Consider the following 17,247-nt stretch of genomic DNA (forward strand, 5'->3'; position numbering starts at 1 on the left):
AACAAAAAAACTCTCACCTCCCAAGACTAAGTCTTGGGGACGAGAGTTACTAAGTTCAACTTCCGTGGTACCACCCCATTTTATCAATATGTCACCATATTGACCTTTTCAAGTACGGCTTTTATCACAGGCTTCTTTACCCGAAACCCCTGTACGTAATTCAATAAAATTAAATTACCAGGTTATTAAAAGATTATACTCTATCTCTATAACGGGAGCACCCGTTGCATCATCCCCTTAACGGTTCAATGCACAACTCCAAGGCTTTATTCATCAAAATACTTTTCGCTTCATCTCACCAACCGAAAGCTCTCTGTAAAAAAATTTAGATTGACTACTGTTCTCTTCATAGTTTTATGATGCCATTTTACTACTTCTTTTTTTAATTTTCAATAATTTTATTCAGAATTTTAATTTTTTATCCTATATTGTTACAGCTAAATTAAAGCCGTCTCTTACAGCATCTCCAATTAATCTCACATTGTCCATCTTGCAGTCTCCAATTAAATAATGGTTAATGCCAGCTTTAGTAAGTTCCTTTGATAACGTCTTATCTGGCTTAGCTCCAATTGCAACCACCACCATGTCACATGGCATTTCTTTTATCTCTTCTCCATACTGAACCTTAATGTGATCTTTTTCTATTGATAAAAGTTTATGAGATTTGAAAATCTCTATGTTATGATCTTGAAGATTTTTCATCATAACCTTAATATTAGATACATTTTCTCCATTTAATATCTTATCACTTAATTCAACCACAAAGGCTTCCTTATTCTTTTCTCCAATATATTCAGCAGTTTCAATACCAACGAATCCAGCTCCTATTACTGCAATTTTACCTTTTAGCTCTTCTTTTCCACTTAGAATTTCCCAAGCTGATACAACCTTCATATTATCCATACCATTAAATTTAGGCATAAACTCAGTTGCTCCTGTTGCTATTATTACTTCATCGCAATTTAATTCTTTTATAATCTCAACAGTTGCTGCTGTGCCTGTTCTAACTTCAATATTAAGACGCTTTAGCTTTTTCAAATAGTACTCCATTAATCTTTCCATTTCAGACTTATTGGGAGGAGCCATAGCAATATTTAGTTGTCCAAATAGCTTCTCTTCTTTTTCAAGCAATATTACAGTATGTCCTCTTTCAGCTGCTGTACAAGCTGCTTCAATTCCAGCCACACCGCCACCTACAACTACTATTTTCTTTTTACTTTCTGCTTCAGTTATTATAACTTCCTTTTCTAAACCATTATTTGGATTTATTGAGCATTCAATACTTCCATGAGCAAGAAGCTTGTCTGTACATCCCTTATTACACATAATACAGTATCTTATTTCATCTTCTCTTCCCTCTTGAACCTTTACCGGCCAATCAGGGTCTGCTACTAATTGTCTTCCTAAGGCAACAATATCAGCTTTACCTTCTTCTAATATTTCCTTAACCATTGAAGGTCTTAATATTCTTCCAACACAGCTTACTGGAACTGTGGCAACAGATTTTATTGCCTCTGATAAATCTAAGAAGCATCCATAAGGCTCCATGCCCATACCAGGTATAGTGTTGATTAGTTCCCCATGGTTAGCAAGAGCTACATGGAAAGAGTTAACTCCTTTTTCTTCAAGCCACCTCACTAATACTTTTGCTTCTTCTAAAGTTGGGCCTCCAAAACCTTTTCTTGGATTCATTCTGATAATAGACATTTTATACTCTATCGGCATATCTGGTAATGATGCTCTAAGCTTATCCATTACCTCTAAAACAAATCTTGCTCTATTTTCAAAGGATCCACCATATTCGTCAGTTCTTTTATTTAAGATTGGAGAACAAAACATTCCAATCAATCTATCTCCATGTAATTGCAAAATATCATAACCTGCTTTTTTTGCTCTTACTGCTACATCTACAATTAAATTTTGTATCTTTTCTATTCCTTCTTTATCTACTTCATTAACAAATTCATTAAATAATCTATTATATAGCTTCATAGCTGTAGGCATCCCCTTAGCTTTCATCTCATTAACTATTATATCTGGATCTACCTCTGGATAAAATATCTGAGCAGCTATCTTACTTCCCTCTTTATGCACCGCATCTGTTAAACTCTTATGTCCTTCAATTAATCCATCATGATGAAGTGTTGGTGTTTTTGAAAAAGCTGAAACTGCTGAAACATCCCCAATTACAATCAATCCAGCTCCACCTTTTGCAATACCTCTGTAAAACTCTATAGACTTTGGAGTAATAACTCCACCTCTCTCCTCAAATGAAGTAGTTAATGGTGGAAACATAATTCTATTTTTTAGCTCCACATTCCCAATTTTTATTGGCGTAAAAATATTCATAAAACCCTCTCCTACCAAATTTTTATTTCAAAAACTGAAATATTAATTTTATTGTAGCACATTATTTCAATTTGTGAAATATATCTCTGAATTTTTAATCTAAACTTATGTTATAATTTTTATATAATATGAAATATCTATTATGGAGGACTACTTATGCTTATAAATAAATTAATAGACATGCATTTCGATGATAATAAAAAATATAAAGATTGGTTTGGAAAATCCTTTAATATTAATTACCAATCTATTTCTCTAAAAAAAGAAGAAAAGGGTGTTTTATACTACCTATATAAATATGGAGAAAGCTCAATGGGTGACATCACCGTATCCTTTGACTTCGCCCATAGTACAACGAACTATGTAATAAAAAATCTTGAATCAAAGGAATTAGTTTATATAACTCCTTCAAAAAATGATAATAGAGTTCGCTTAATAAACCTGACTCAAAAAGGCCAAGATTTATTAATTCTATTAATGGAGCAATTAGAAAAAGTATCTTTAAAAATCATCTTAGATTTATTCCCAATGGTTAGTGATAACTTTAAAGAGGATCTTAGTGAAGAAGAACTTAATCTTTTAGAAAAGTTGCTGACAAAAATAAATTCATCTATAGAAAATATAAAATAAATTTATCTCTGGTATGGTTCACCTCAACGAAAAAATAACAGGCTGTATTTCAAGCCTGTTTAATATTATTCTTCATTAATTTTTACTCTTAACATTTTGTTTTTAACTCTAACTGCATATTTTAACTCATATGCAGGTGCACCATTACTAATGGCTTTTGCAATTTCATCCATCTCTCTTTTAATATCTTCCTCATCAGCATACCAACCAAGTACAATTGATTTTTCTCCCCAAAACGCTCCACTATTAACACCAATCAACCAATATTTAGGTTCATCATCTTGTGGTTTATACATTACACTAGAAGCTAAAACCTTATAGCAATTTACGATTGTTTTTCCATCATAGGACTTAATAGTGATTTTTCCTGTTGATACAATTATATTGTTAGATGAGGGTATATCCTTTTCAGTATGCTTTGCCTCCCCTAACATTAAATAGTCTAAAGACACATTAAGCTCCTTTGAAAGTATAAGCAACTTCTCCATCTCAGGATAACCAGTACCTTGTTCCCATGTAGAAACTGCTTGACGACTTACGCCCATTATTTCTGCCAATTCTTCCTGTGATATATTTCTTTCTTTTCTCATTAACCTTAGATTTTCTGAAAAACTCATATTTTAACCTCTTTTCATTTTTATTATGTTTAAATTCTAATATTTTTTTACCATAATAAACACCAACTTACATTTGCAAATGCGCAACTTGAGGTTGCACTTAATAAAATTTAGATCTAAAGAATAATTCTTCTCAACCTAGTATTTTATCAGTCGCTTTTTGCAAGTTTATAATGTAATCCATGTCTCATTGTAAATATATGTTATAATATACAATATATCAAACATTTTGAAAGGAGCTTTCACATGTTCAATTATAAATTTGTTAAAACCCCTTGGATTTGTAATCACCATGCAAAATATCTTAGAAAATATTTTCTAACTTATAATGCTCTTATGCTTGCTATAGCTGATATCATTATTTTTCTTTTTTCCTATATCATAATATCACTTAATAAATTTACTGAATTAAATGTCCACCTTAATACTTATTACACTTATATTAGAAGGTGTTATTTTTATATTTGCCTCCACCCCAGAAATAAAAAAATCCTTAGATGATTTAAGAGATTCAGCACTTACACTTTCCTTTGATGAATACGGGATTCATATAAATTCTGAAGGTATCATTAGACATATCCAATAGGATGGTATTAGAGGAGTTCGATCTAGTAAAGAGGAGTTAGCCTTATATTATAAAATAAACGGGGTATCAAGTAATGGGTTTTACTTTAGATTCTTTGAAGCTTCCAGAGAAGATATCCTGAAAGAAATTGAAAAATACACAAAGGTTAGGAGGGTTGACTAAAGATGAAATTGGAATTTACGCCTTCTAACCATAGTTCAAGCTTTAGAGAATACCTAAATCATTTATTCAAGGATACTCCAACTGTTAAAATATACCTTAAAGCAATAATTCCAGCAATAATACTCCTAACAAGCTATTTTATCATCTCTATCTTTAGTAAGTACTTTAATTCTATACTCACAAACAGCATAGAATTAGCTATATTTATTATAGTTATATTGTTGATGATTTTTATTATAAGAATTGTTTATACAAAATTGTGTAGAATCATTAAGAATAATAAACTTTATAGCGACCTTGAAGGTAACTTCACCTTTACCATTGAGGATGGTTATTTAATAAGAGAAACCCAGTTTAGTACTATTAAAACAAGGATTAATTCTTTCCTCTAGAAATGAGCAAGTTTTCTTATTTATACCCAATGCAGCTTTACCTATTTCCTTAAAGGAATTTATTGAAATATTTAAAGTTGCCAATCCAAAGCTAACGGTAGAGAACATCAGTAAAAAGAATTAGCATGAACTAATAAAGCAATGTATCCTACTCGTTGTTATATCCTATTTAGCCCTAGCTGCTTCTCATTTCATTGGCAGATATGATTATGAACATAACTTTCCAACTTATGACCTAATTATGGAGGATCAAATGGAGAGGTTAATTGATAACTCATTTTTATATGAAAATGAAACCTTGAAATACTCCATAGTATTCCCTGAAAGCTGGTCTGGTAAGTTTGGTATAGAAGAGAATGCCGATTATATAAATGTTTACTATTTACAAAATGGAGAGCAAAACTCTAACACTAACCTTCTTTTCACTATAAAAGATGAAAAAAACTCACCACCTCTTAGCGAATATAATAAAATAACTTATAAATTTACTGACCAAACTACATATGTTCTCTGGGGGCCTAAGAAGGTGTACATAGATGATAAATCTAACACTTATTCATAATATGTTGAAATATACAATGAAATTGTAACTTTATCGCTTAAAGGCTTATAAGAAATATTCCAATACACTATAGAAAAAGAACTAGACATTCCCTGTATAATCTACGGGAAAGGTCTAGTTCTTTACTTTTCACCTTTATTTAACTAATTACTCTTCAACAACCTTCACATTCTCATCTCCGAAAAGCTTTCTAAGCGTTGATGTTGTTTCAAAATCATTGTTAAGCCATCCACTTTTATTGGTAAGATATTTTTTCTTAGTTCCAGCAACAAAGAAATATACTGGAGTGTTTCCAAAGTTACCTTTGAAATTTTCATATATCTCCTTCATAGCCGTTATCCTTCTAGGATCATCAGGGACTCTTATATAGATTTTATCCTGTCTTGCATTAACAAGTGGTAATATCTTTTCACATAGAATTTTTGGCTGCGCTTCATCCTCAATGGCAACTCTGCCTTCTATGGTTACAATTTCGTCCTCTTCTATAAACTCTCTATAAGCAGTATAGGTTTTAGGGAAAATTACAACTTCAATTGTTCCCCATAAATCTTCAAGGGTTGCAAATGCCATAGCCTGATTATTTCTTGTTATCTTTTTAGAAACACTAGTTAAAAGACCACCTAATATAACCTTTTGTCTATCTTTAACCTTTGAAACATTAGTTTCTACCAGCTCATCTCCAGTGTTTTCCTCCAATGTATCTGCAACAACTAGATCAGAAATCTTATGAGTAGTACTCTTCTTCAGGGTTTTCTCATAGTCATCAAGTGGATGACCTGATAGATATATACCTGACATTTCTTTTTCCATACCTAAAAGATACTTTTTATTAAATTCCTGTATCTCTGGATAAACAATTTGGAAGGTCTCCTCTTGAGTTTCCTCCTCATCGCCACCACCAAATAAGCTTATCTGACCTGGAACATTTCTCTTTCTTTCGTTGTTTATACCATCAAGAAGCTTTTCATAAATTGCAATAAGCTTAGATCTATAAACGCCTAATTCATCAAAAGCCCCAACCTTTATAAGACTTTCTACTGCTCTTTTATTTACTTGAGAAGTATCAATCTTAGTACAGAAATCTACAAAGCTCTTAAATCTACCTTTTTCATTTCTTCTTTCAACGATGGATTCAATTACGTTTACCCCAACATTCTTGATAGCTGAAAGTCCAAATCTTATGGTATTACCTTTAACCGTGAACTTTGTATAGCTTTCATTAATGTCTGGAGGCAGAACCTTTATTCCAATATCTTCAGCGAATCTGCTATAATATGCAACCTTCTCATTGTTACCCATGATACTATTTAACATGGCTGCAATGAATTCCGCTGGGTAGTAATATATTAAGTATGCTGTTTGATATCCTACAACAGCATAGGCTGCAGCATGGCTCTTGTTAAAAGCATACGAAGCGAAGTCCATCATCTGATCAAAGATCTTGTTGGCTGCTGCTTCTGTTATCCCATTTCTAATACATCCTGGAACAAGAACCTTTCCTTCTTCGTCCACGATACCATGGATAAAGTTCTTTCTTTCCTCTTCCATTACCTTATGCTTCTTCTTAGACATGGCACGTCGTACCAAATCACTTCGCCCTAGCGAGTATCCTGCCAAATCTCTAACAATTTGCATTACCTGTTCTTGATATACCATTACCCCATACGTAACATCTAATATAGCTTCAAGCTGTGGCGTTACGTACTGAACTTTTTCAGGATTTCTCTTACCTTCGATATACTTAGGTATCTCCGCCATTGGACCTGGTCTGTATAGACTGATTCCGGCGATGATATCCTCTAAACAGTCTGGCTTCAGGTCCTTCATGAAGTTTGTCATTCCTGCTGATTCCAACTGGAATACTCCAACTGTTTTTCCTTCTCCAATCATGTTGTAAACCTTTTGGTCATCAAAATCAATCTGATCGATATCAACCTTGATTCCTCGGTTTTCCCACACATTTTTTATACACTCATCCATTACCGTAAGGGTTCTTAAGCCTAAGAAGTCCATCTTCAAAAGTCCAAGCTCCTCAAGGGTTCCCATGGTAAATTGAGTTACTATCATTTCATCATTTTTCTGTAGTGGAACATATTCCACCAGTGGATGGGATGCTATAACAACTCCCGCTGCGTGAGTTGAAGAGTGACGTGGCAGACCTTCTAAGTCCCTCGCAACGTCAATAAGCTCTCTTATTCTGTCATCCTCATCATAAACTGCTTTAAGCTCTGGATTCATTTCTAAGGCTTTATCTATGGTGATATTCAGCACCGCTGGAATCATCTTAGATATTTTATCAACCTCGGAATAAGAATAATTCATTGCCCTTCCTACGTCTCTTATGCAGGCTCTAGGCGCCATTGTTCCAAAGGTAATAATCTGAGCAACATTTTCTTTTCCATATTTCTCAACAACGTAATCTATAACCCTCTGACGTCCTTCATAACAGAAGTCCGAATCAATATCTGGCATACTCACACGTTCAGGATTCAAAAATCGTTCAAAGATTAAGCTATACTTTATTGGATCAATCTTCGTAATTCCAAGTGTGTATGCAACAATGGCACCTGCTGCTGAACCCCTTCCAGGACCCGTTGGAATGCCATTTTCATTGGCATACCTTATGAAATCCCAAACAATTAGGAAGTAGTCAACATACCCCATCTGTTTAATGATTCCAAGCTCATAATCAAGCCTTTCACATAGATGGTTTGCTTCCTCATTCTCTTCGCATAACTTTCTCACCTTAGATTCATCAAAATCCGTGAAACCTTCAAAAACCTTATATCTTTCAAATAATCCCTTATAACAGGTTTCTTTTAAGTACTCAAAGGGATCTGTCTCTTCTGGAAGAGGAAACTTTGGAAGCTTAGATTCATGGAACCTATAATCAAAGTTACATTTTTCTGCTATTTTAACTGTATTCTCTAAAGCTTCAGGCACATATGAAAATACTTCATACATTTCATCTGCAGATTTAAGATAAAATTGATCTGATGGATATCTCATTCTAGTTTTATCCTCCACAGTTTTAGCTGTTTGAATACAAAGGAGAATATCATGAGACTTGCTATCTCCCTCTTTTATATAATGAAGATCGTTTGTGCATATAAGAGGTATATCACATTCCTTTGATAATTCTAAAAGCATTTCATTTACTTGAAGCTGTTGATTAACTCCGTGATATTGAAGCTCTAAATAAAAATCTTCACCGAAAATTGCCTTATATTTCATTGCAACTTCAACTGCTTTTTCTCTATCTCCTCTTAAAAGATTCTTTTGAACCTCTCCACCAAGACAAGCACTACATGCAATTAAACCTTCGCAATGCTCTTTTATATATTCGTAATCTACCCTAGGTTTATAGTAAAATCCATCTATGGATGCAGCGGAAACTATCTTCATCAGATTTCCATACCCCACTTCATCCTTTACTAATAAAACTAAATGATATGTGTCATTATCCTTTTGGGGTTCTTTAATATCCATGGACTTTCCAGCTACATAAACCTCACAGCCTATGATTGGCTTAATGCCTGCTTCAACTGCCTGTTTATAAAACTCAACAGCTCCATACATAGTTCCGTGATCGGTTATTGCTATGGCTTTCATTCCAAGCTCTTTAGTTCTCTCAATAAGCTTTGATATCTTTCCCGACCCATCCAAAAGGCTATATTCTGTATGAACATGCAGATGTACAAAATCCTTCATATTCTCACCTCCCAGCAATAAATTGCTCTTCTGTTTCTTATTTACTTTTTTCCTTTTTATTCAGCTTTTTCTTTTTTTCCTGTTAATGCGCCTTGAACAATTAATCTTTCTGAACCATCATAGGTACATGTAACAAGAGTTACTATAGGCTTATCGCTTTCCTCTAAAATGTACGTATCCTGTGGCTGAACTACAAAACTATTAGTTACATTATAAGTATAGACAGTGCCATCTAAGGTAGTTACCTTTATTTCGTCGCCTTCTGCAAGTTTATCAATTTTTAGGAAGAACTCCCCTGTATCAAAATTTCTATGTCCTGCTAAAGCAAAGTTTCCAGCATCTCCTGGCATAGCAGTTTCTTCAAAATGTCCTACTGCATATCTGATTATATTATCTTCAGTACCTTCTGCTACAACAACCTTTAAATTTATTTTTGGTATTTCTAGTATTGCTATAGGGTCAACCATATTAATATAATCATAAGTATTATCTTTCTCTTCCATCTGCTCTTCTTCCTGTTCATTGCCCTTTATTCCTTGGTCACTTTCATATATTGTATTAAACTTTTCTAAAAGTTTATCCTGCATCACTTTTGTTTCAACCTTGCCTTTAAATGCCATAAAGAGCAATACAAGTCCAATAACTATCAAAGCTATACTAGTAATATTTCTAACCTTATTTTTCATTCTACAAACCACCTTTTTGAATGAATCACTTCAAAACTAAATGCTATAATCAGCCACCTTGCTAACCTCAATAAAAGGCTTTATCTTAGCTAATACTTCATTTACATGATAAGGATGAACTTGATAAGCTTTCATCTCTTCAAGAGAATCAAACCTAGTAATCAAACAAATATTAAAGGATCTTTCACTTTTTAATTCATCAATTCCAACTTCTACTTCTTTAATCTGAGGTATATTTCCCTTCATCCCCTTAAGAATATCACTTACATATTTAACATTTTGCTTTGTTGGTTCACTTAATTTAAACAGTACAACATGAGTAAACATAACAGCCTCCTATCTTTTTCTTAAAACCTTTGCTGAAAGCAATGCCTTTGCCATCAGTTCTTTATTTTGATTGTACATAGTAACTTCAACCTTAGAATTATATCTGCTTCTATCTATAACCTCTGCATACACATCAATAAGCCTCTCAATTTGAACAGGCTTAGTGAAATATGAAGTAAAGTTATCTATTGCTACATTAGTAGTTCCATCCTGTCTTAATGCCATAGTTCCCATAGTTGATAAAAGCATATTAAGTGCATTCCACGAAGCTGTTCCTATGGAATCCAACATTTCTGGAACAATCTCTCCCCAAAAATGAACTCCATTTTTATTAGATTCAAATTCAAAGTTCTTTAAAATTAAATCATCCATGGTTTCACCCATGTGAGGCTGTCTTACCACAATCTGAAGTGCTTTAATTACATCCTCTCTGGTAATTACACCAACAAGCTTCTTTTTATGAACTACTGGACAAATTTTAATTCCTTCCCAAGCCATAACATGAGCAGCATAGGCTACCGTACTTTTAGGAGTTAAAACTATAGGTTCCTTAATCATGATAGTACCAACTAAATCTTCATCATCATTATGTCTAATATGAGTTAAACTTACCACCCCAACAACTTTTCCTTCATCATCAATTACAGGATATCTCTCATGTCCAGTCTCTTCTACCAACTGTCTAACAGTTTTAACCTTGTCCATGACTTTCACATACCATGGCTTTTTTGCCATAACATCTTCTACGAGAACAATGTCTTTCTTTATATTATTTTCATAGATAGCTTTATTTATCATACTGGCAACTGTAAAGGTGTCATAGGCGCAAGATATAAGTGGAAGTTTATTTTTATCTGCCAATTCCTTTATCTCTTCACTACAATCCGACCCCCCAGTGATTAATACTGCACATTCATTTTCCAGAGCCATTTTTTGAGCTGCTTCCCTGTTACCTACAATTAGAAGAGCTCCTGGACTTATATACTTAATCATGGCTTCAAGCTCCATGGCTCCTATAACAAATTTTTCAAGAAAATTTTCTTCGCCTTCCTTTCCTCCAAGAAGAGTACCGTCTACTATATTTACTATCTCCTTAAAAGAAATTCTATCAATATTTTTCTTCTCTAGCTTCTCAACCCTGATTGTTCCAACCCTTGGAACTGTATTTACAATTCCTATAGCCTCACATTCCTTTATAGCTCTATATGCAGTTCCTTCACTAACACCTAATCTGTTTCCAATACCTCTAACGGAAATTTTTGTTCCAATTTCTAAGGATAGGATATGTTTAATTATCTCCTCATGTTTAGACATAATTATCGCCCTTCCTTTCTTAATTCATCAGCAATTTTTTCAATTCTTCTCAATCTATGATTTATACCTGATTTTCCAACTGGTGGATTAAGCATAGCTCCAAGCTCTTTTAACGATTCATCTGGATACTCTAATCTCAGTCTTGCCACCTCCTTTAAGTTCTTTGGTAATCTATCAAGCCCAATCTCGCTTTGAATCAGATTTATACTCTCAACTTGTCTAACTGCTGCATTTACTGTCTTACTTAAATTAGCAGTTTCACAGTTAACAATTCTATTTACGTTATTTCTCATTTCTTTCATAATTCTTATGTTTTCAAGCTCAAGAAGTGCATTGTGAGCCCCTATTATATTTAGAAGGTCAACTATCTGCTCGCCTTCCTTTACATATATTACGAAACTATTTTTCCTTTGTATAACCTTTGAGTTTAATTTATAGCTATTTATTAATTTACTTAAGGCATTTGCATATTCCTCATCATGAGTTACAAACTCTAAATGGTAAGTTTTTTCTGGATTACTTATGCTTCCTCCACCTAAAAAGGCACCTCTGATATAAGCTCTTTTACAATTTTCATCCTTTAACATATCCAATGGAAGTCCATAATTAATATTAAAATAATCATCCTCTTCAATGATTCCTAAATGCTGAAGTAATCCTCTTACATCGGCATCTTCTGGTATTAAAACCATATAAATATTATTCTTTTTAAGTGAATTACTCTTCTTAACAAGCAGCTTGCTGTGAATCTCAAAATACTCTTTCAGCACTCTAAATACCCACCTTGCAATGGATGGGTTTTCAGTTACAACCTTAAAGGTAACAGCTCTATTAAATCCAAAGCCCAAAGTTCCACTGGCCTTCATAATTGCAGATAACTGTGCTGCCACTTCATCTTTTGATATTTCACTAGTTCTGCATACTTCATTCTTAACCTTTAGTGAAAATGACATTTCTCTACTCCTTATCCTTCTTTTCCTTTTTCATTTCATGGGCTAATTGCATATATTCTTCAATTCTTCTATTGCCCTGTCTCATACATCTAGTTACTATTGTTTTCATTAAAATTTTAGCTAGCTTATCTTCATCATGTCTGATAAGCTCCCTTTTTATCTTTATCATGTCGCACTCTATATACTTAGTTTTTATACTGCTATCTGGTTTCCCATCACGCTTAACTAAATTAGAACCCTTTTGAAGATACCTTTCTTTAATATGCTCTTCTTCATTGGTATCTCCTTTATTAACAATGGTATAATCCAAATTAATACCTTCACAATGACGCATTATTGACCTGATATGATCCTCAACACTATAGTTATCACTTTCCCCCGGTTGAGTCATAACATTAGAAACATATATCTTTAATGCCTCTGTCTTTAACAAAGCTTCCTTTACATCCTTAACCATAAGATTAGGAATTATACTAGTATAAACGCTTCCTGGCCCCAAAACTACAGCATCGGCATCTAAGATGGCATCAATAGCCTCTTGGATTCCCTTTGCATCTTCTGGTTCAAGAAAAACCCTCTCTATTGGGGAGTTCTGATTCAAGCTTTCCATTGGAATAGATGATTCTCCCCTTACGATACTACCATTCTCAAGCTTTGCATAAAGCTCAACATTCTCTAAGGTAACTGGAAGTACCTGCCCTGTTACCGCAAGAACCTCACTAGTCTTTTTTACAGCTTCTAAAAAATTGTCTGAAACTCCATTCATAGCTGCAAGAAAAAGATTTCCAAAGCTCTGATTTTCTAAAGCTCCATCCTTAAATCTATATCTGAATAACTTCTCCATAAGTGGTTCAGTATCAGCTAAAGATATTATACAGTTACGGATATCTCCTGGTGGCAGCATTCCTAAGTCCTGTCTTAACATACCTGATCCACCACCATCATCAGCAACGGTAACGATAGCAGTGATATTAAAAGTATACTTCTTTAATCCCCTTAGCATATTAGAAAGTCCAGTTCCTCCACCTATAACTACTATTTTAGGACCTTTAATTAAAAGGTTTTTCCTTTGAATTTTATCCTCATGATTCTTATCAATCTTAGAAAAGTCTAGTTCTTCTAATCGCATAATAGTCATAACTTTTTTAGTATATTGATTTAATCCTAAAATAGTTATCAAAATACCTACCATCAAAACAAAAACTAGAAATTCTTTAGCTTTAACTCCAGCTTCTGTTCCACCTATGAATCCAATTATAGCATAGGAAACAAAAAATATTCCTATGAGCATTTGGAAAAGCCAACGCTTAACTCCTATGCCAGGAGTAGCCCACTCACTTAACTTCATCGTTTTCCTGCACCTCGATTGACATCTTCATTTATATCTCTATGGTCTACAGTCACATGATATCCTAAATGATTTAACACTTCATAAGTTCTATTTGCAATAGCAACAGACCTATGTCTTCCCCCAGTGCACCCTATAGCCACAATCAGTTGTCTCTTTCCTTCATTTTTATAGTTTGGTATTAAGAACTTCAACATATCAGTAAACTTATCCAGAAACTCTGAAGTCTCACTTTTAGAAAGAACATAATCCTTAACTGGCTTATCCTTTCCTGAATATGGCTTTAGTTCTGCAATATAATAAGGATTTGGTATAAATCTCACATCCATAACTAAGTCCGCATCAAGAGGTATTCCATACTTAAATCCAAAAGAAATTACATTTATTAAAAGAGGACTATCTATTTGATGCTCATCCCCATAAGCCTTAATAATTTCTTCATTTAATTCCTTATTTGTCAGCTTAGAAGTATTAATTATCCTGTCTGCCTTTTCTCTTATGGCTTTTAGCTTTTTCCTCTCAACGTTGATTCCATTTATAATCCTTCCATCTGGTGCTAACGGATGCTTTCTTCTTGTTTCTTTATATCTCTTAACTAAGGTTTCATCTGTAGCTTCAAGATATAACACCTCATACATATAACCTTCTTTGTTTAAAGTGTTCAAAGTTCCTAATAGGTCGTCAAAAAAAGACCTGCCTCTAATATCCGCAACAATGGCTATCTTATCTATCTGTCCCCCGGTCTTATAGCAAACCTCTGCAAATTTTGCTATGAGTGTTGGTGGTAAGTTGTCAACACAATAAAACCCTAAGTCCTCAAGACTTCTAATGGCCTGTGTTTTTCCTGCTCCCGACATTCCTGTAACCACTAAAAATTTCACTAAAACACATCCTTCCTAAATATCATCCCTAGTATTTCTTCAATAAACGAAATCCTTTTATTTTATTTAAGCTGATATCCCAATTCTAACTTGAATACCTTTAACTTAAAGTAATATCTAAATCTATGATTTAGCTGCTAAAATATACTCTTTAGCTACTTCTATCAATGAGTATACCCTATTTATTATACAACAATTATAACATATATTCATTGATTAATTTTCTTAGAAATACTGGAATTTGAGCTTATATACACTCTCAAATTATTTTGCATTATATTCCATGGTAACATAAATAAAAAAGCTCGTATAAAACGAGCTTTTAACATAATTAAATTTACTTACTTGCAGCCACTAATTCTTCTCCAGCCTCTGCCATTAAACTTGCAAAACCACCCATTGCATTTTCAATGGTTTTATATGCAACACAATATGCGATTCTTATATATCCCGGACATGCAAAAGAGGTTCCTGGCACAATAAGAATGTTATGCTTTTTAGCTGCATTGCAGAATTTAACATCATCCTCAATTGGAGATTTTACAAATAAATAGAAAGCTCCCTCAGGCTTAATACATTCATAGCCTATTTTAGTTAATCCCTCATAAAGAAGTTTTCTATTCTTATCATAGAATTCCACATTAGTTTCTACGTCTATACACTTTCCAATAACCCTTTGGAATAAGGATGGTGCATTAACGAATCCTAAAATTCTATTTGCTACATTAGCCGCAGAGATAACGTTTTCAAAATCATCAACCTCATTTGGAATAACTAAATATCCTATTCTCTCTCCTGGCAATGATAAAGATTTACTATAGGAATAACCTACTACTGTATTTTCGTAGTACTTAGTTAAATACGGTACATCTGCTCCATCATAAGCTAATTCTCTGTATGGTTCATCTGAAATCAAGTAAATATCTGTTCCATATTCCTGCTGTTTTGCCCTTAAAATCTCAGTTAACTTTATTATAGTATCCTCTGAATATATTACCCCCGTAGGATTATTAGGAGAATTTATTATAACCGCTTTAGTATTTTGAGTAATTTTATCCTCAAATTCTTTTAAGTTAGGTTGGAAATCAGCGCAGTTTGGAGATACAACAACAAGTTTACCGTGATAATTGGCTGTATAGCTTCTATATTCTCCAAAGTATGGTGCAAAGACAATAACTTCATCTCCTGGATTCAATAATGTTTTAAAAATTACATTTAAGCCTCCAGCTGCTCCAACAGTCATTAATATGTTCTTTTCGCCAAAACTAGTTCCATGCTTTTTATTAAGTGATTCTGCTATTGTGCTTCTAACATCCTCATAGCCAGAATTATTCATATACCCATGGACTAAGGTATCCGCTTCATTGCTTAAAATATCAATAATAGCTTCTTTTACTTCCTTTGGTGCCTCTAAGTTTGGATTCCCTAAACTAAAATCATACACCTTATCAGGTCCATATATAGAACTAAGCCTCTTCCCCTCTTCAAACATTGCTCGAATCAACGAACTACTTTGTACATAAGTAACCATTTCCTTTGAAATCATATCCCTATTCCCCCTAATTTTTTATAAAAATAAAAGATGAAAAGCTAATAATGAAAAATCACATAAAAATCCCCTTGTTGATTTACTCTAAAGTCTAATCATAAAAGAAATAAAATATAATTTTTCATCTTTCGCTTTTCATCTTAATTAACATTTTAATTTAGAATTAATAATTTAAAATTCAAAATTGTAAATGAAACTTCCAGGGAATTCCCACTTTAATTTTTAACTCTCAATTAATATTAAAGTTCTTCACCTATTATTCTTACTTCAGTTTGAAGTTCTACTCCAAACTGCTTGTAAACCTCATCTTGAACCCGCTTTATAAGATTTAGTATATCTGCAGCACTTGCATCACCAACGTTTATTATAAAGCCAGAATGCTTTTCTGACACTTGAGCTCCACCTACTACTGCTCCCTTTAATCCAGCATCTTGAATTAATTTACCAGCAAAATATCCAACTGGTCTTTTAAATGTACTTCCTGCTGATGGATATTCTAAAGGCTGCTTAGTTCTTCTTTGAAGAGCTAACTCGTTCATTCTGCCTTTTATATCTTCCTTATTGCCTTGTTCTAATCTAATAGTTGTTTCTAAAACAATATAGCCATATTTAAGTATTGCACTTGTTCTATAGCCTAATTCTAATTCATCCTTAGATAATTCAATAATATTATTTTCATCATTGATAACTAATACTTTTTCAAGAACATGGGACATTTCTCCACCATAAGCTCCAGCATTCATAGCAACTGCACCACCAATATATCCTGGTATACCAGCAGCAAACTCTAATCCTGTTAAGCCATTTTCTAACGCCGTCTTAGCAACCAAACTTAAAATTGCACCACATTGTGCAGTTACAGCATTATCAGTAACCTTTATTTCACTTAAACGGTCTACTTTTATAACAACACCTCTAAACCCACCATCTTTTACTATTAGATTTGAACCATTTCCCATAAGGAAGTACTCTACATTATTCGCCTTACATACATCAATTACCTTCTTTATCATATCATATGTAGATGGATAAACTAAAAGGTCAGCTGGACCACCAACTTTAAATGTTGTATGCTTCTTCATTAATTCATTTAACTTTATATTCTCACTGCCAACGATTTCTTCGATACTTTTTATAAAACAATCCTTCAACTTCATCATATACCCCTTGCTCATTATTA

14 protein-coding genes and 1 other annotated feature are annotated in these 17,247 nt (G+C 33.4%); of the genes, 3 read left to right on the forward strand and 11 right to left on the reverse strand.

What is annotated here, in order from left to right; translation table 11 throughout:
* Positions 1 to 32 precede the first annotated feature (32 nt).
* Positions 33 to 359, reverse strand: a binding site (T-box leader).
* A gap of 64 nt (positions 360 to 423) precedes the next feature.
* Complete coding sequence (gene bilR, locus BN1075_RS05830; RefSeq protein ID WP_040192135.1) at positions 424 to 2,349, reverse strand: bilirubin reductase, long form; 1,926 nt, start codon at positions 2,347 to 2,349, stop codon at positions 424 to 426.
* Between the two features lie 156 nt (positions 2,350 to 2,505).
* Here bilR and BN1075_RS05835 point away from each other — a divergent pair, with 156 nt between their 5' ends.
* A complete protein-coding gene (locus BN1075_RS05835; protein WP_040192136.1) occupies positions 2,506 to 2,979 on the forward strand; it encodes a transcriptional regulator, SarA/Rot family in 474 nt (157 codons plus the stop codon).
* 65 nt (positions 2,980 to 3,044) lie between these two features.
* On the opposite strand, the gene BN1075_RS05840 is transcribed toward BN1075_RS05835, so the two are convergent.
* On the reverse strand, positions 3,045 to 3,596 hold the full coding sequence (locus BN1075_RS05840) for a helix-turn-helix domain-containing protein (RefSeq protein WP_040192137.1): 552 nt from the start codon (positions 3,594 to 3,596) through the stop codon (positions 3,045 to 3,047).
* A 750-nt stretch (positions 3,597 to 4,346) separates the two neighbouring features.
* On the opposite strand from BN1075_RS05840, the gene BN1075_RS05845 reads away from it, so the two are divergent.
* Both BN1075_RS05845 and BN1075_RS05850 read left to right on the forward strand, forming a co-directional pair.
* Positions 4,347 to 4,736: a hypothetical protein gene (locus tag BN1075_RS05845; RefSeq protein WP_040192138.1), complete on the forward strand. Its 390-nt coding sequence runs from the start codon at positions 4,347 to 4,349 to the stop codon at positions 4,734 to 4,736.
* A 253-nt stretch (positions 4,737 to 4,989) separates the two neighbouring features.
* Positions 4,990 to 5,298, forward strand: a complete 309-nt coding sequence (locus tag BN1075_RS05850) for a hypothetical protein (RefSeq protein ID WP_040192139.1) — start codon at positions 4,990 to 4,992, stop codon at positions 5,296 to 5,298.
* A 147-nt stretch (positions 5,299 to 5,445) separates the two neighbouring features.
* Here BN1075_RS05850 and BN1075_RS05855 read toward each other — a convergent pair whose 3' ends face one another.
* From BN1075_RS05855 to murB, 9 genes are all read right to left on the reverse strand, one after another.
* Positions 5,446 to 9,009, reverse strand: a complete 3,564-nt coding sequence (locus BN1075_RS05855) for a DNA polymerase III subunit alpha (protein WP_040192140.1) — start codon at positions 9,007 to 9,009, stop codon at positions 5,446 to 5,448.
* 56 nt (positions 9,010 to 9,065) lie between these two features.
* On the reverse strand, positions 9,066 to 9,695 hold the full coding sequence (locus BN1075_RS05860) for a class D sortase (protein WP_040192141.1): 630 nt from the start codon (positions 9,693 to 9,695) through the stop codon (positions 9,066 to 9,068).
* Positions 9,696 to 9,731: 36 nt separating this feature from the next.
* Positions 9,732 to 10,022: a Dabb family protein gene (locus tag BN1075_RS05865; RefSeq protein ID WP_040192142.1), complete on the reverse strand. Its 291-nt coding sequence runs from the start codon at positions 10,020 to 10,022 to the stop codon at positions 9,732 to 9,734.
* Between the two features lie 9 nt (positions 10,023 to 10,031).
* Positions 10,032 to 11,336: a DRTGG domain-containing protein gene (locus tag BN1075_RS05870; protein ID WP_040192143.1), complete on the reverse strand. Its 1,305-nt coding sequence runs from the start codon at positions 11,334 to 11,336 to the stop codon at positions 10,032 to 10,034.
* A 2-nt stretch (positions 11,337 to 11,338) separates the two neighbouring features.
* Positions 11,339 to 12,289, reverse strand: coding sequence for a DNA-binding protein WhiA (gene whiA, locus BN1075_RS05875; protein WP_040192144.1), 951 nt, complete (start codon positions 12,287 to 12,289; stop codon positions 11,339 to 11,341).
* Between the two features lie 4 nt (positions 12,290 to 12,293).
* Positions 12,294 to 13,637 (reverse strand): gluconeogenesis factor YvcK family protein, encoded by a 1,344-nt coding sequence (locus BN1075_RS05880; RefSeq protein ID WP_040192145.1) that lies wholly within the window; start codon positions 13,635 to 13,637, stop codon positions 12,294 to 12,296.
* Complete coding sequence (gene rapZ, locus BN1075_RS05885) at positions 13,634 to 14,518, reverse strand: RNase adapter RapZ (RefSeq protein WP_040192146.1); 885 nt, start codon at positions 14,516 to 14,518, stop codon at positions 13,634 to 13,636. The genes BN1075_RS05880 and rapZ overlap by 4 nt, the downstream gene beginning before the upstream one ends.
* A 337-nt stretch (positions 14,519 to 14,855) precedes the next feature.
* Positions 14,856 to 16,064, reverse strand: coding sequence for a pyridoxal phosphate-dependent aminotransferase (locus tag BN1075_RS05890; RefSeq protein ID WP_040192147.1), 1,209 nt, complete (start codon positions 16,062 to 16,064; stop codon positions 14,856 to 14,858).
* A gap of 242 nt (positions 16,065 to 16,306) precedes the next feature.
* Complete coding sequence (murB, locus tag BN1075_RS05895; protein WP_040192148.1) at positions 16,307 to 17,227, reverse strand: UDP-N-acetylmuramate dehydrogenase; 921 nt, start codon at positions 17,225 to 17,227, stop codon at positions 16,307 to 16,309.
* Positions 17,228 to 17,247 lie beyond the last annotated feature (20 nt).

The organism is Clostridium culturomicium (assembly GCF_000821305.1).
GTDB classification, from domain to species: Bacteria; Bacillota; Clostridia; order Clostridiales; family Clostridiaceae; genus Clostridium_J; species Clostridium_J culturomicium.

Excerpts from the sequence above, each read along its gene's own strand:
- BN1075_RS05890 (WP_040192147.1), bottom strand. The coding sequence starts at position 16,064 with ATGATTTCAAAGGAAATGGTTACTTATGTACAAAGTAGTTCGTTGATT.
- BN1075_RS05880 (WP_040192145.1), bottom strand. The coding sequence starts at position 13,637 with ATGAAGTTAAGTGAGTGGGCTACTCCTGGCATAGGAGTTAAGCGTTGG.
- BN1075_RS05850 (WP_040192139.1), top strand. The coding sequence starts at position 4,990 with ATGGAGAGGTTAATTGATAACTCATTTTTATATGAAAATGAAACCTTG.
- BN1075_RS05845 (WP_040192138.1), top strand. The coding sequence starts at position 4,347 with ATGAAATTGGAATTTACGCCTTCTAACCATAGTTCAAGCTTTAGAGAA.
- BN1075_RS05835 (WP_040192136.1), top strand. The coding sequence starts at position 2,506 with ATGCTTATAAATAAATTAATAGACATGCATTTCGATGATAATAAAAAA.
- whiA (WP_040192144.1), bottom strand. The coding sequence starts at position 12,289 with ATGTCATTTTCACTAAAGGTTAAGAATGAAGTATGCAGAACTAGTGAA.
- BN1075_RS05855 (WP_040192140.1), bottom strand. The coding sequence starts at position 9,009 with ATGAAGGATTTTGTACATCTGCATGTTCATACAGAATATAGCCTTTTG.
- BN1075_RS05840 (WP_040192137.1), bottom strand. The coding sequence starts at position 3,596 with ATGAGTTTTTCAGAAAATCTAAGGTTAATGAGAAAAGAAAGAAATATA.
- bilR (WP_040192135.1), bottom strand. The coding sequence starts at position 2,349 with ATGAATATTTTTACGCCAATAAAAATTGGGAATGTGGAGCTAAAAAAT.
- murB (WP_040192148.1), bottom strand. The coding sequence starts at position 17,227 with ATGATGAAGTTGAAGGATTGTTTTATAAAAAGTATCGAAGAAATCGTT.
- BN1075_RS05860 (WP_040192141.1), bottom strand. The coding sequence starts at position 9,695 with ATGAAAAATAAGGTTAGAAATATTACTAGTATAGCTTTGATAGTTATT.
- BN1075_RS05870 (WP_040192143.1), bottom strand. The coding sequence starts at position 11,336 with ATGTCTAAACATGAGGAGATAATTAAACATATCCTATCCTTAGAAATT.
- BN1075_RS05865 (WP_040192142.1), bottom strand. The coding sequence starts at position 10,022 with ATGTTTACTCATGTTGTACTGTTTAAATTAAGTGAACCAACAAAGCAA.